Source organism: Noviherbaspirillum massiliense JC206, from assembly GCF_000312045.1.
Classification (GTDB): Bacteria; Pseudomonadota; Gammaproteobacteria; order Burkholderiales; family Burkholderiaceae_D; genus Noviherbaspirillum; species Noviherbaspirillum massiliense.
The window spans coordinates 381014-394267 of sequence record NZ_HE978634.1 but is presented as its reverse complement, the minus strand read 5'-3'; the positions used below and the strand labels follow the sequence as shown (position 1 = coordinate 394267).

Below are 13254 nucleotides of genomic sequence, written 5' to 3'. Positions count from 1 at the left end.
AACCATGCGCACAGCCTTCCCCAAACTGCTGTCTTCCCAGATCGCGTTCGATATCGCACGCACGATCCTGGATGGATTCGACAAGCATTACCGGCTGTTTCGCCAGGCCAGCCAGGATGCGCGCTGCTACTTCGAAACGCGCGACTGGCAAACGGCCCAGGTCAAGGCGCGGGAACGCATCGCCTTTTACGACCAGCGGGTGCAGGAATGCGTGCAGATCCTGGAAGACGAATACGCGCCGGATGAACTGAGCGACGACGTCTGGCGCGAGGTCAAGCTGCATTACATCGGTCTCCTGCTCAATCACAAGCAGCCGGAACTGGCCGAAACCTTTTTCAATTCGGTCTGCACCCACATCCTGCACCGCACCTACTTCCACAACGATTTCATCTTCGTGCGGCCTGCAGTCTCCACCGAGTACATCGAGACCGACGAGCTCGAACCGACCTACCGCGTCTACTATCCCGCCAAGGACGGCTTGCGCTACACCCTGAAGCGCATCATCACGAATTTCCAACTTCAGGGGCGCTTTGCCGATCTCGACCGCGACATCGGCCATGTCGAAACCCGCCTGCACGCGATGTTCGGCAATGCGGTGATGGAACCGAACCACCAGATCCATGTGCTGGCCAGCCTGTTCTACCGCAACAAGGGTGCCTACGTGGTGGGCAAGGGCATCAACGGCAACCGCATCTACCCCTTCGTGGTGCCCATCCTCTACAACCGCAAGGGCGAGCTGGTGCTCGACACGGTGCTGTTCGATCCGACCCTGATCGTGATCCTGTTCTCCTTCACCCGGGCCTACTTCATGGTCGACATGGAGGTGCCGTCGGCCTATGTGCATTTCCTGCGCACCCTGCTGCCGAACAAGCCGTGCAGCGAGATCTACACTATCCTCGGCCTGCAGAAGCTCGGCAAGGCGGCGTTCTACCGCGACTTCCTGCATCACCTGAGGCATTCCTCCGACTGCTTCGAGCCGGCGCCCGGCATCCGCGGCCTGGTGATGGTGGTATTCGCGCTGCCGTCCTTCCCCTATGTGTTCAAGGTGATCAAGGATTACTTCCCGCCGCCGAAGGACACCACGCGCGCCATCGTCAAGGAAAAATACCTGCTGGTGAAAAACCACGACCGCGTCGGCCGCATGGCCGATACGCTGGAATATTCGAACGTGGCCTTCCCGCGCGCGCGCTTCTCGGAAGAACTGCTGGCGGAGCTGAAGGAAGTCGCGCCGTCCGTGGTGGAAGAGGACGGCGACGAAATCATCATCAGGCATCTCTACATCGAGCGCCGCATGGTGCCGCTCAACATCTGGCTGGCGCAGGCCGAGCAGCGCGGCGACACGGCTGCGGTGGAGCATGGCGTGCGCGAATACGGCAATGCGATCAAGGAACTGGTGGGCGTCAACATCTTCCCGGGCGACATGCTGTTCAAGAACTTCGGCGTGACCCGCCACGGCCGCGTGGTGTTCTACGACTACGACGAAATCGAGTACATCACCGACTGCAATTTCCGCCGCATCCCCGCGCCGCGCAACGAGGAAGAGGAAATGGCGTCCGAACCCTGGTATCCGGTGGCGAAGAACGATGTGTTCCCGGAACAGTTCGGCACTTTCCTGCTCGGCAATACGCTGGTGAAAAAATATTTCCTGAAACATCATGCTGACCTGCTGACGCCCGAGTACTGGCAAAGCGCCAAGCAGCGCATCCTGGACGGCCAGATCGAAGACGTGTTCCCGTATCCGCAAGAAGTCCGCTTCAGCTACAAGGCTGTCGCGCCCATTCCTTTGAACCCGGCGGCGCGAGCCGCATAAATTGGAGAGAGAAATGAACGATCCCATTGTCATCGTCGGTGCCGCCCGCACTCCCATGGGCGCCTTCCAGGGCGACTTTTCTGCGCTGTCGGCGCACGACCTCGGCGCAGTTGCGATCCGCGCCGCCGTCGAGCGGGCCGGCCTGGAACCGGTGCATGTCAACGAAGTCCTGTTCGGCAACTGCCTGATGGCAGGCCAGGGCCAAGCGCCTGCACGCCAGGCCGCGATCAAGGCCGGTCTGCCAGTTTCCGCAGGCGCCGTCACCCTGTCGAAGATGTGCGGCTCCGCGATGAAGGCAGCCATGATCGGCTACGACTCGCTCATCGCCGGCAGCAATGAAGTGGTGGTCGCTGGCGGCATGGAATCGATGACCAATGCGCCTTACCTGATCCCGAAGGCGCGCGGCGGTTACCGCATCGGGCATGCCATGATGTACGACCACATGATGCTCGACGGCCTGGAAGACGCTTACGAAAAAGGCCGCTCGATGGGCACCTTCGCCGAGGAGTGCGCCGCGAAATACCAGTTCACCCGCGAAGCCCAGGATGCATACGCGATCGAGTCAGTCAAGCGTGCGCAGGCCGCCACCAACGACGGCTCCTTCAAGTGGGAAATCGCGCCGGTCACGGTGGCTGCCAAGGGTGGCGACGTAGTGATCGACAAGGATGAAGGTCCGCTCAAGGCCAAGCTGGACAAGATCCCGGCATTGAAGCCGGCCTTCAAGAAGGATGGCACGATCACCGCCGCATCCTCTTCCTCGATCAACGACGGCGCCGCCGCGCTGGTGCTGATGCGCGAATCGACCGCGAAGAAGCTCGGCTGCAAACCAATCGCCCGCGTCCTCGGCCACGCCACGCATTCGCAGGAACCGAACTGGTTCACCACCGCACCGGTCGGCGCGATCGAGAAGCTGTACAAGAAGGTCGGCTGGAGCACCAAGGATGTGGACCTGTTCGAAATCAACGAAGCCTTCGCGGCTGTGCCGATGGCGGCGATGAAGGAACACGGCATCGAGCACAGCAGGGTCAACATCCACGGCGGCGCCTGCGCCCTCGGCCACCCGATCGGCGCCTCCGGTGCGCGCATCATCGTGACCCTGATCGGCGCATTACAGAAAACCGGCGGCAAGAAGGGTGTCGCCTCGCTGTGCATCGGCGGCGGCGAAGGCACGGCGATGGCGATTGAGTTGGTGTGAATGACTTAAAACGATCGCTAGAAAGCTCCTTCCTCCTGCAAGGGAGAAGGAGCTACTAACAGAAAATCCTGAACGACTCTCATCATGCCCACCGCACTCATCATCGGCGCATCCCGCGGCATCGGCCGCGAATTCGTGCGCCAGCTTCTCGCCCAAGGCTGGAAAGTGTTTGCGACTGCCCGTGACGATGCGGCGCTCGCACAATTGCGCTCCGAAGGTGCCCAGGCGCTCAAGGCTGATGTCGCCAGGCCCGAATCGCTGGCCGGGCTCGGCTGGCAGCTCGACGGGGAAAAGCTGGACCTGGCGGTTTATGTCGCCGGCGTCTACGGGCCGGAGCACCAGCAGCGGACAGCGCCGACAGTCGCGGATTTCGATCACGTGATGCATACCAATGTGCTCGGCGCGATGCAGGCCATTCCGCTGGTGGCGCCGATGGTGGAAGCGGCGCAGGGGAAATTCGCTTTCATCAGCAGCGGCATGGGCAGCATCGGCGAAGCGGAATCGAGTTACGGCTGGTTGTACCGCGCGTCCAAGGCTGCGCTCAACATGGCAGTGAAAAGCGCTTCCTTCGATTATCCGGGCGCGACCTTCGTCGCCCTCTGCCCCGGCTGGGTACGCACCGACATGGGCGGGCCGAATGCCTCGATCGCGGTCGATGAAAGCGTGAGCGGCCTGCTGCGCGTCATCGGCGGCCTGGACAAGAGCGACAACGGCAGCTTCCGCAATTACGCCGGGCGCCAGCTGCCCTGGTAAGCAAGAGAGGAAATCGACACACATGGTCCTGTCCGAACAGCATGAAATGATTCGCGATGCAGTGCGCAGCTTCGCCCGGGAACGACTTGCTCCCCATGCGGCGCGCTGGGACAGGGAGCATCATTTCCCGAAGGAAGAGCTGGCGGGCCTGGCTGCGCTCGGGGCTTTTGGCATCACCGTGCCGGAAGAATGGGGTGGCGCCGGACTCGACTATGTCTCGCTCGCGCTGGCGCTGGAGGAAATCGCCGCGGGCGACGGTGGCACCTCGACCATCATTTCGGTCAACAACTGCCCGGTATGCAGCATTGCCATGACCTACGCGAACGAGCGCCAGAAGGAACAGTGGCTCAAGCCCCTGGCGCGCGGCGAGATGCTCGGCGCCTTCTGCCTGACCGAGCCGCATGCGGGCAGCGATGCGGCCGAGCTGCGCACCACGGCGATTCGGGATGGCGACCATTACGTGCTGAACGGCGTCAAGCAATTCATCACCAGCGGCAAGCACGCCGACGTTGCGATTGTGATGGCGGTCACTGACAAGGCGGCGGGCAAGAAAGGCATCAGCGCCTTCTGGGTGCCGACCAATACGCCCGGCTATGTGGTTGCGCGGCTGGAAGACAAGCTCGGCCAGCATTCCTCCGACACCGCGCAGATCCTGTTCGAGGATTGCCGCATCCCTGCGGCTAACCTGATCGGCGAGGAAGGCCAGGGTTACCGGATCGCCCTGTCCGGGCTGGAAGGCGGGCGCATCGGCATCGCCGCGCAATCAGTCGGCATGGCGCGCGCCGCATTCGAGGCGGCGCTGACGTATGCGAAGGAGCGCACCAGCTTCGGCAAGCCCCTGTTCGAACACCAGGCAGTGCAGTTCAGGCTGTCCGACATGGCAACGCAGATCGAAGCGGCGCGCCAGTTGATCCTGCATGCAGCGAGTCTGAAGGATGCCGGCAAGTCCTGCCTGAAGGAAGCGGCGATGGCGAAGCTGTTTGCAAGTGAAATGGCGGAGCGCGTCTGTTCCGACGCGATCCAGATCCACGGCGGATACGGCTATGTCAGCGATTTTCCGGTGGAACGGATTTATCGCGACGTGCGGGTATGCCAGATTTACGAAGGCACCAGCGATATCCAGAAGATATTGATCGCACGGGCGCTGCAATAAAAAATTCCCTCCCCCTTGCAGGGGGAGGGTTAGGGTGGGAGTAGAGAGGTTAATCGAACACAGTAGTTTTTTCGGAGACCCTACCCCCATCCCAACCTTCCCCCTGCAAGGGGGGAAGAGTCCTGCAGAGGAGCATATGAAAAAAGGATACAAGGCACTCGTCGACGAGGCGATGGCACAGGTGAAGACTTACAGCGTCGAAGAGGCGCAGGCCAGGCTGAATGATCCGGGCGTGCAATTCATCGACGTGCGCGACATCCGCGAGCTGGAGCGGGAGGGCGTCATTCCAGGCGCTTTTCATGCGCCGCGCGGCATGATCGAGTTCTGGGTCGACCCCGATTCGCCGTATTTCAAGCCGGTGTTCGGCGAGGACAAGGAATTCGTCTTCTTCTGCGCAGCCGGCTGGCGCAGCGCGCTGACCACCAAGACGGTGCAGGACATGGGACTTGAGCGGGTCGCCCACATCGACGGCGGCTTTGGCGCATGGAAAAAGAGCGGTGCGCCGGTTGAAGAGAAGGCGAAGAAGAGCTGATGGCGCGTTTCGATTTGGTCGCATTCGATTGCGACGGCGTGCTGGTCGATACCGAGTTGATCACCTGCGGCGTGCTGGCCGACATGCTCAATGAAGTCGGCTGGCAGGTCTCCCTGGAAGAAACCATGCGCCTGTTCGTCGGGCGACTGGTGCGCGACGAAGTGCCGATGATAAAACGCCATGCCACGCGCCCGGTGCCGGAAGATTTCTATCTGCAATTCGTCGCGCGCCGCAATGCGGCATTGGAACAGGGTGTGGCGCCGGTGCGCAATGTCGGTGCCGCTATCGAGACGCTGTCCGCGCGCGGAATGCCGTTTTGCGTGGTGTCCGGCGCCGACCGCGCGAAGATGCGGCTCACGCTCGGTCAGACCGGCCTGTTGCGCTGGTTCGAGGGCAAGCTGTTTTCCGGCATGGAAGTCGCGCGCACCAAACCAGCCCCCGATGTCTACCTGCTGGCGGCAGAGACGATGGGTGTCGATCCGAAGCGCTGCGCCGTGGTGGAAGACACGCCGACCGGGGTGGCGGCAGGCGTGGCAGCCGGCATGATTGTCTTCGGCTATGCCGAGCGCATGGCACCGCAGGCACTGCTCGACGCCGGCGCCGTGCAGGTATTCGACGACATGGCGCAATTGCCGGAGCTGGTGCTGTGAAGGCGAAGGCGCACTCCGCGGCCTGCCCGTGCGGCGGGAGCAGCTATGCCGCTTGCTGCGGACGGTATATCGAAGGCGGCGAATTGCCGCAGACGGCCGAGCAATTGATGCGCTCGCGCTATACCGCCTACGTTCTTCGCAAGGAGGACTATCTGAAGGCGACCTGGCATCCGAGCACTCGCCCGGTGGAAGACCTGGCGGCGGACGACGGCACAGAGAGCACCAAATGGCTGGGCCTCGAAGTGCGGCGCCATGTGCCGGCGGGAGAGCGGGCGACGGTCGAATTCGTTGCACGCTTCAAGATCGGCGGGCGCGCGCACCGGCTGCATGAAATCAGCAATTTCGTGCGCGAAGAGGGGCGCTGGTATTACGTAGATGGCAGTTTTCCGGAGACAGAAAAACAATGAACATACTTGAATCAAAACTGAATCCACGCTCCGACGACTTCCAGGCCAATGCCGCCGCGATGCAGGCCCTGGTCGACGACCTCAAGGCGAAGGTGCAGAAAGCGGCACTGGGCGGCGGCGAGGATGCGCGCAAGAAGCACACTACCCGCGGCAAGCTGCTGCCGCGCGACCGGGTGCAGATGCTGCTCGATCCCGGCACGCCCTTCCTCGAATTCTCGCAGCTCGCCGCTTACGAGATGTACCACAATGCCGCGCCCGCGGCCGGCATCATCACCGGCATCGGCCGCGTCGCCGGGCAGGAATGCGTGATCGTCTGCAATGACGCGACGGTGAAGGGCGGCACCTATTATCCGGTCACGGTGAAGAAGCATTTGCGCGCCCAGGAAATCGCCGAGCAGAACAACCTGCCCTGCATCTATCTGGTCGATTCCGGCGGCGCCAATCTGCCGAACCAGGATGACGTCTTTCCCGACCGCGATCATTTCGGCCGCATCTTCTACAACCAGGCGAATCTGTCGGCCAGGGGCATTCCGCAGATCGCGGTGGTGATGGGTTCCTGCACGGCCGGCGGCGCCTATGTGCCGGCGATGAGCGACGAATCGATCATCGTGAAGGAGCAGGGCACGATCTTCCTTGGCGGCCCGCCGCTGGTGAAGGCCGCCACCGGCGAAGTGGTCAGCGCCGAAGACCTGGGCGGCGGCGACGTGCACACGCGGCTGTCCGGCGTGGTCGATCACCTCGCACAGAACGACATGCATGCCCTGTCGCTGGCGCGCAAGATCGTGTCCAACCTGAACCGCAGGAAGGAGCACTCCCTGGTGCTGCGCGAGCCGGTCGAGCCGAAATACGATGCGCGCGAATTGTATGGCGTTATTCCGACCGATACCCGCAAACCCTTCGATGTGCGCGAAGTCATCGCCCGTATCGTCGACGGCAGCGAATTCGATGAATTCAAGGCGCGCTACGGCACCACGCTGGTGTGTGGCTTCGCGCACATCTTCGGCATGCCGGTCGGCATCATCGCCAACAATGGCATCCTGTTTTCGGAATCTGCCCTGAAAGGCACGCATTTCATCGAGCTGTGCTGCCAGCGCAAGATCCCATTGGTGTTTTTGCAGAACATCACCGGCTTCATGGTGGGGCGCAAGTACGAGAACGAAGGCATCGCGCGCAACGGCGCGAAGATGGTCACTGCGGTCTCGACTGCGGCGGTGCCGAAGTTCACCGTGATCATCGGCGGCAGCTTCGGCGCCGGCAATTACGGCATGTGCGGCCGCGCCTTTTCGCCGCGCTTCCTGTGGATGTGGCCGAATGCGCGCATCTCGGTGATGGGCGGCGAGCAGGCTGCGAGCGTGCTGGCCACCGTCAAGCGCGACGGCATCGAAGCCAAGGGCGGCAGCTGGTCGAAAGAGGAAGAGGAAGCGTTCAAGCAACCGATCCGCGAACAATATGAGCACCAGGGTCATCCCTACTACGCAACGGCGCGCCTGTGGGATGACGGCATCATCGATCCCGCCGACACGCGCATGGTGCTCGGCCTGGGCTTGTCGGCGGCCCTGAACGCGCCGATCCCCGAGACGAAGTTTGGCGTTTTCCGGATGTGATCATGACTTATCAGACACTGGAGCTGCAAAAAGAGCAAGGCATGGCGACGCTCACGCTGAACCGCCCCGATGTGCGCAATGCCTTCAATGAAACGATGATCGCGGAACTCACGCAGGCTTTCCGGGTGCTGGGGGGCGATGTCGGTATCCGTGCCGTCGTCCTTGCCGCGCGCGGTCCGGCTTTCTGTGCCGGCGCCGACCTGAACTGGATGAAGAAAATGGCAAGCTACACGCACGAGGAAAACCGTGCGGACGCGGCCCAGCTGGCCGAGATGCTGCGCACCATCTACGCCTGCCCGAAGCCGGTCGTGGCAAAAGTGCAAGGAGACTGTTATGCCGGCGGCATGGGGCTCGTGGCGGCCTGTGATATCACTGTGGCAATGGATGCCGCACATTTTTGCCTGAGCGAGGTGAAGCTTGGCCTGATACCTGCGACAATCTCGCCTTACGTCATCAAGGCCATGGGCGAAAATGCCGCGCGCCGCTATTTTCTGACGGCGGAACGCTTTTCCGCACAGGAAGCGCATCGCATCGGCTTTGTCCATGCACTGGCGCCGGCAGATGGGCTGGATGAGACTGTTGCCGGGATTCTGAAGACACTGGTCGCAAACAGCCCGAACGCGGTGAAGGAAGCCAAGCGCCTGGTGCGCGAGATCGGCGGTGCGCCGCTGGATGACGAACTGATTGCGGATACGGCACAGCGGATAGCGGATATTCGCGCGTCGGAGGAAGGAAAGGAAGGCGTGCGGGCGTTTCTGGAGAAGCGCAAGCCGGGATGGCTGGGCTGATCCGAGAATGCACTCCGTCCCCGAAGGGGGAAGGATTGACACGTGCTGAAAGATTTTTGGAGCAGTTGTGAAATCAAGTAACCAAAGTGAATGGATAGCGCGCAGCCTGAAGAGCGTCTGGCATCCGTGCACGCAGATGCAGCATCATGAAACGCTGCCGCTGATACCCGTCAGCCATGGCCGAGGCGCCTGGCTGTTCGATGCCGAGGGGCGGCGCTACCTGGACGGGATCAGTTCCTGGTGGGTGAACCTGTTCGGTCATGCGAATCCGCGCATCAACGCGGCCCTGAAGGACCAGCTCGACCTGCTTGAGCATGCGATGCTGGCCGGCTTCACCCATGAACCGGTGATCCGGCTGTCGGAGCAGCTGGCAGCCCGCACCGGGAATATGCTGGGGCACTGCTTCTACGCATCCGACGGTGCTTCGGCGGTGGAAATCGCGCTGAAGATGAGTTTCCATTTCTGGCGCAACAGCGGGCAGGGCGAGAAGCAGGAATTCGTTTGCCTGAAGGGCAGCTATCACGGAGAAACCATCGGCGCGCTGATGGTGACCGATGTGGCATTGTTTCGCGATGCCTACGGCCCGCTGCTGCAGCGCGCGCATGTGATTGAATCCCCCGATTTCCGCCAGGCCCGGGAAGGCGAGACGGCTGCGGACGTGGCGCGCCGCGCTGCGGGCAAGCTGGAAGCCTTGCTGCAGGAGCGTGCCGGCAAGATCGCCGCGGTGATCGTCGAGCCGCTGGTGCAGTGCGCCACCGGCATGGCCATGTACGATCCCCTTTATTTGTCCGAAGTGCGCGCCCTGTGCGACCGCTATCAGGTGCACCTGATAGCCGATGAAATCGCGGTCGGCTGCGGCCGCACGGGCACCTTCTTCGCCTGTGAGCAGGCCAACATCTGGCCCGATTTCCTCTGCCTGTCGAAGGGCATCAGCGGCGGTTACCTGCCGCTTTCGCTGGTAATGACGCGCGACGCCATCTATCAGGGCTTCTACGATGCGGACGTGCGGCGCGGCTTCTTGCACTCGCATTCCTATACCGGCAATCCGCTCGCCTGCCGCGCGGCGCTGGCAACCCTCGCGATTTTCGACGAGGACGACGTGCTGAACCGCAACCGCCAGCGCGCCGCGCGCATCACTGAAGCACTCGCTCCGCTGGCTGAACATCCTAAGGTGCGGCATTTCCGCAACCGGGGCATGATCTGGGCCTTCGATGCGGTGATCGGCGACGCGGCCGCCGCAGCAAGTTTCCCGCAGCGCTTCTTCGCCGCCGCGCTGCAGCGGGAACTGCTGCTGCGTCCCATCGGCCGCACCGTGTACCTGATGCCGCCGTATGTCCTTGACGAGGAAGAGACCGTGCGGCTGGCTGCCGCGACCCGCGCTGCATTCGAAGAAGTGATCGGAGCCTGAACGTGGAACTGATTGAAGCGCTCGATCGCGAACTGCGCCGCCTGGACGAGCAAAGCCTGCGCCGCCGCCGCCGCACCGCCGACACGCCATGCGCGCCACGGGTGCAGGTCGACGGCCGCGCCATGCTCGCCTTCTGCAGCAATGACTATCTCGGCCTCGCCGCCCATCCGCGACTGGTGGAAGCGCTGCGCGAGGGCGCCACGCGCTATGGCGTCGGCAGCGGCGGCTCGCACCTGATCAGCGGCCATTCGCGTGCGCATGAATTGCTGGAAGAGCGGCTCGCCGCCTTCCTCGCGCCCAACCTGGAAGCCGCGCGCGCCATGTACTTCAGCACCGGCTACATGGCGAATGTCGGCGTGCTGACCGCACTGGCCGACCGCGATGCCGACATCTTTTCGGAATCACTCAACCATGCCTCGCTGATCGACGGCGCGCGCATGTCGCGCGCCAATGTGAAGGTCTACCCGCATGCCGACCTGCGCCTGCTGGAAGACGGCCTGGCGGCCAGCACCGCGAAGACGAAGCTGGTCGTGACCGACAGCGTGTTCAGCATGGACGGCGATCTTGCGCCCTTGCCGGATCTGCTTGCCCTGTGCGAGCGTCATGGCGCATGGCTGGTGGTCGACGATGCGCACGGCTTCGGCGTGCTGGGCACGCATGGGCGCGGCGCGCTCGAACACTTCGGCCTGCGCTCGCCTTACCTGATCTACATCGGCACGCTGGGCAAGGCGGCCGGCGTGGGCGGCGCCTTCGTCGCCGCGCATGCGACCGTGATCGATTGGCTGCTGCAGCGCGCGCGGCCTTACATCTACACGACTGCCAGCGCGCCGGCGCTGGCTCATGCCTTGCTGGCCAGCCTGGACCTGATCGACGGCGAAGAAGGCAGGATGCGGCGCATGCGCCTGCAGGCACTGCGCGCGCAATTCCATAATTCCCTGGCACTGCGCCGCTGGAAGCTGCTGCCTTCGCATACCGCGATACAGCCGGTGGTGATCGGCCCCAATGATGAAGCGCTGAAGGCGGCCGCGGCCCTGCATGAGCAGGGCTTCTGGGTGCCGGCGATCCGGCCGCCTACCGTGCCAGTGGGTACGGCCCGGCTGCGCGTGACCCTGTCTGCCGCGCACACCGCCGAGGAAGTCACGCAACTGGCCGAAGCATTGAACCGGCTGGAAAGGATGAACTGAGATGAACGCCCAACTGGCTTATTTCATTACTGGCACCGATACTGAAATCGGCAAGACGCTGATCTCCAGCGCGCTGCTGCATGCGCTGGGGCAGGCCGGTTTGCGCGCAGCCGGCATGAAGCCGGTCGCGGCCGGCGCTGTCATGCGCGACGGTGCCTTGCACAACGAAGATGTCGACGCGATTGCCGCAGCCGCGAGTGCCTCCTTGCCGCTGGAACTGATGACGCCCTACCTGCTGCGCGAACCGGCCGCGCCGCATATCGCCGCCGAACTTGAAGGTGTGCACATCGACACGGACCGCATCCGCGCCTGCTATGATCAGGTCGTGCAGATGGCCGATGCGGTCGTGGTCGAAGGTGTAGGTGGCTTTCGCGTCCCGCTGTCGGATGCAGCAGATACCGCCGACCTCGCGCGCTTGCTGCAGTTGCCGGTGATCATGGTCGTCGGCCTGCGGCTCGGCTGCATCAACCATGCCTTGCTGACCGCGGAAGCGCTGGCTGTCCGTGGTCTCAAGCTGGCGGGCTGGGTCGGCAACCTGGTCGACCCGGCGATGGCGCACATGCAAGGCAACGTCGATGCCTTGCGCGCACGTCTGCCGGCGCCGCTGCTCGGCTGCGTGCCGCGCCTGCCGCAACCGACGGCTGCCGCGGCAGCAGCCCATATCGATTTTTCGCTTTTGCCGGGCTGGCCGAGTGGTCGCCCGACACTTTCTGTCTGACCCTGATACAAAGGATTTGCCTATGTCGTCGCAACCGATTTCCTTCTTCCCCTCGTCCGCCAAGGCGGCAGCCAAACCTGCCGCAGGCGGATGGAGCGTGGAAGACGTGCATGCACTGTTCGAGCTTCCGTTCAACGATTTGCTGTACCGCGCCCAGCAGGTGCACCGCGAAAACTTCAGCGCGACCGAAGTCGAACTTGCCACCCTCCTGTCGATCAAGACCGGCGGCTGCCCGGAAGATTGCGGCTACTGCCCGCAGGCGGCGCGCTACGACACCGGCGTGACGGCGCAGAAGATCCTGCCGCTCGATACCGTGCTGGAAGCGGCGCGCCAGGCCAAGGAGCATGGTGCCACCCGTTTCTGCATGGGTGCTGCCTGGCGCGAGCCGAAGGACCGCGACCTCGAGCATGTCGAGGAAATGGTGCGCGAAGTCAAGGCGCTCGGCCTGGAAACCTGCGCCACGCTCGGCATGCTGGGTGAAGGCCAGGCCCAGCGCCTCAAGGATGCCGGCCTCGACTACTACAATCACAACCTCGATACCTCGCCGGAATACTACGGCAATATCATCACCACCCGCGACTACCAGAACCGCCTCGACACGCTGGGGCGCGTGCGCAATGCCGGCATCAAGGTCTGCTCGGGCGGCATCGTCGGCATGGGTGAATCGCGCCTGCAGCGCGCCGGCCTGATCGCGCAGGTGGCCAACCTCGATCCCTATCCGGAATCGGTGCCGATCAACCACCTGGTGCAGGTCAAGGGCACGCCGCTGCACGGCACCGAGCCGCTCGATCCGCTGGAATTCGTGCGCACCATTGCGGTAGCGCGCATCACCATGCCGAAGGCGCGGGTACGCTTGTCGGCAGGCCGGCGCGAGCTCGGCGAAGCGATCCAGGCCCTGTGCTTCCTCGCCGGCGCGAATTCGATCTTCTACGGCGACAAGCTGCTCACCACCGGCAACCCGGACGCCGACGCGGACCGCGCGCTGCTCGACAAGCTGGGCATGCACTCGAGGCATGTGACGCATGATGCAAAGTGCGAGGTGACGGGGTAAG

The 13254-nt window shown here is 63.3% G+C and carries 13 protein-coding genes; all 13 read left to right on the top strand.

Features of this window, described 5'->3' with window-relative positions; genetic code table 11:
- The first annotated feature begins 4 nt into the window (after positions 1–4).
- The 13 genes from aceK to bioB all read left to right on the top strand — a co-directional run bounded on the left by aceK (position 5) and on the right by bioB (position 13253).
- Positions 5–1810 (top strand): bifunctional isocitrate dehydrogenase kinase/phosphatase, encoded by a 1806-nt coding sequence (gene aceK, locus HGHM_RS01990; protein ID WP_019139827.1) that lies wholly within the window; start codon positions 5–7, stop codon positions 1808–1810.
- 13 nt (positions 1811–1823) lie between these two features.
- The gene (locus HGHM_RS01985) at positions 1824–3005 is read left to right on the top strand and encodes an acetyl-CoA C-acetyltransferase (RefSeq protein WP_019139826.1); all 1182 of its coding nucleotides are present in this window, start codon (positions 1824–1826) and stop codon (positions 3003–3005) included.
- An 84-nt stretch (positions 3006–3089) separates the two neighbouring features.
- Positions 3090–3758: an SDR family oxidoreductase gene (locus tag HGHM_RS01980; protein ID WP_019139825.1), complete on the top strand. Its 669-nt coding sequence runs from the start codon at positions 3090–3092 to the stop codon at positions 3756–3758.
- Between the two features lie 22 nt (positions 3759–3780).
- Positions 3781–4911 carry an acyl-CoA dehydrogenase family protein gene (locus HGHM_RS01975; protein WP_019139824.1) on the top strand — a complete coding sequence of 377 codons (1131 nt, stop codon included), beginning with the start codon at positions 3781–3783 and terminating at the stop codon, positions 4909–4911.
- 136 nt (positions 4912–5047) lie between these two features.
- On the top strand, positions 5048–5443 hold the full coding sequence (locus HGHM_RS01970) for a rhodanese-like domain-containing protein (RefSeq protein WP_019139823.1): 396 nt from the start codon (positions 5048–5050) through the stop codon (positions 5441–5443).
- Positions 5443–6093 carry an HAD family hydrolase gene (locus HGHM_RS01965; protein WP_019139822.1) on the top strand — a complete coding sequence of 217 codons (651 nt, stop codon included), beginning with the start codon at positions 5443–5445 and terminating at the stop codon, positions 6091–6093. Before HGHM_RS01970 ends, HGHM_RS01965 begins: the two co-directional genes overlap by 1 nt.
- Positions 6090–6500 carry a YchJ family protein gene (locus HGHM_RS01960; protein WP_019139821.1) on the top strand — a complete coding sequence of 137 codons (411 nt, stop codon included), beginning with the start codon at positions 6090–6092 and terminating at the stop codon, positions 6498–6500. Before HGHM_RS01965 ends, HGHM_RS01960 begins: the two co-directional genes overlap by 4 nt.
- The gene (locus tag HGHM_RS01955; protein ID WP_019139820.1) at positions 6497–8104 is read left to right on the top strand and encodes a carboxyl transferase domain-containing protein; all 1608 of its coding nucleotides are present in this window, start codon (positions 6497–6499) and stop codon (positions 8102–8104) included. Before HGHM_RS01960 ends, HGHM_RS01955 begins: the two co-directional genes overlap by 4 nt.
- A 2-nt stretch (positions 8105–8106) precedes the next feature.
- Positions 8107–8892 (top strand): enoyl-CoA hydratase/isomerase family protein, encoded by a 786-nt coding sequence (locus HGHM_RS01950; RefSeq protein WP_026075622.1) that lies wholly within the window; start codon positions 8107–8109, stop codon positions 8890–8892.
- Between the two features lie 67 nt (positions 8893–8959).
- Positions 8960–10300, top strand: coding sequence for an adenosylmethionine--8-amino-7-oxononanoate transaminase (bioA, locus tag HGHM_RS01945; RefSeq protein ID WP_026075621.1), 1341 nt, complete (start codon positions 8960–8962; stop codon positions 10298–10300).
- A gap of 2 nt (positions 10301–10302) precedes the next feature.
- The gene (bioF, locus tag HGHM_RS01940; protein ID WP_019139817.1) at positions 10303–11484 is read left to right on the top strand and encodes an 8-amino-7-oxononanoate synthase; all 1182 of its coding nucleotides are present in this window, start codon (positions 10303–10305) and stop codon (positions 11482–11484) included.
- Position 11485: 1 nt separating this feature from the next.
- Positions 11486–12202: a dethiobiotin synthase gene (gene bioD, locus HGHM_RS01935; protein WP_019139816.1), complete on the top strand. Its 717-nt coding sequence runs from the start codon at positions 11486–11488 to the stop codon at positions 12200–12202.
- A 22-nt stretch (positions 12203–12224) separates the two neighbouring features.
- Positions 12225–13253 carry a biotin synthase BioB gene (gene bioB, locus HGHM_RS01930; RefSeq protein ID WP_019139815.1) on the top strand — a complete coding sequence of 343 codons (1029 nt, stop codon included), beginning with the start codon at positions 12225–12227 and terminating at the stop codon, positions 13251–13253.
- Position 13254: the final 1 nt, after the last annotated feature.

Bases quoted from the DNA above. Each gene is read 5' to 3' on its own strand.
- aceK (WP_019139827.1), top strand. From the start codon at position 5: ATGCGCACAGCCTTCCCCAAACTGCTGTCTTCCCAGATCGCGTTCGAT.
- HGHM_RS01985 (WP_019139826.1), top strand. From the start codon at position 1,824: ATGAACGATCCCATTGTCATCGTCGGTGCCGCCCGCACTCCCATGGGC.
- HGHM_RS01980 (WP_019139825.1), top strand. From the start codon at position 3,090: ATGCCCACCGCACTCATCATCGGCGCATCCCGCGGCATCGGCCGCGAA.
- HGHM_RS01975 (WP_019139824.1), top strand. From the start codon at position 3,781: ATGGTCCTGTCCGAACAGCATGAAATGATTCGCGATGCAGTGCGCAGC.
- HGHM_RS01970 (WP_019139823.1), top strand. From the start codon at position 5,048: ATGAAAAAAGGATACAAGGCACTCGTCGACGAGGCGATGGCACAGGTG.
- HGHM_RS01965 (WP_019139822.1), top strand. From the start codon at position 5,443: ATGGCGCGTTTCGATTTGGTCGCATTCGATTGCGACGGCGTGCTGGTC.
- HGHM_RS01955 (WP_019139820.1), top strand. From the start codon at position 6,497: ATGAACATACTTGAATCAAAACTGAATCCACGCTCCGACGACTTCCAG.
- HGHM_RS01950 (WP_026075622.1), top strand. From the start codon at position 8,107: ATGACTTATCAGACACTGGAGCTGCAAAAAGAGCAAGGCATGGCGACG.
- bioD (WP_019139816.1), top strand. From the start codon at position 11,486: ATGAACGCCCAACTGGCTTATTTCATTACTGGCACCGATACTGAAATC.
- bioB (WP_019139815.1), top strand. From the start codon at position 12,225: ATGTCGTCGCAACCGATTTCCTTCTTCCCCTCGTCCGCCAAGGCGGCA.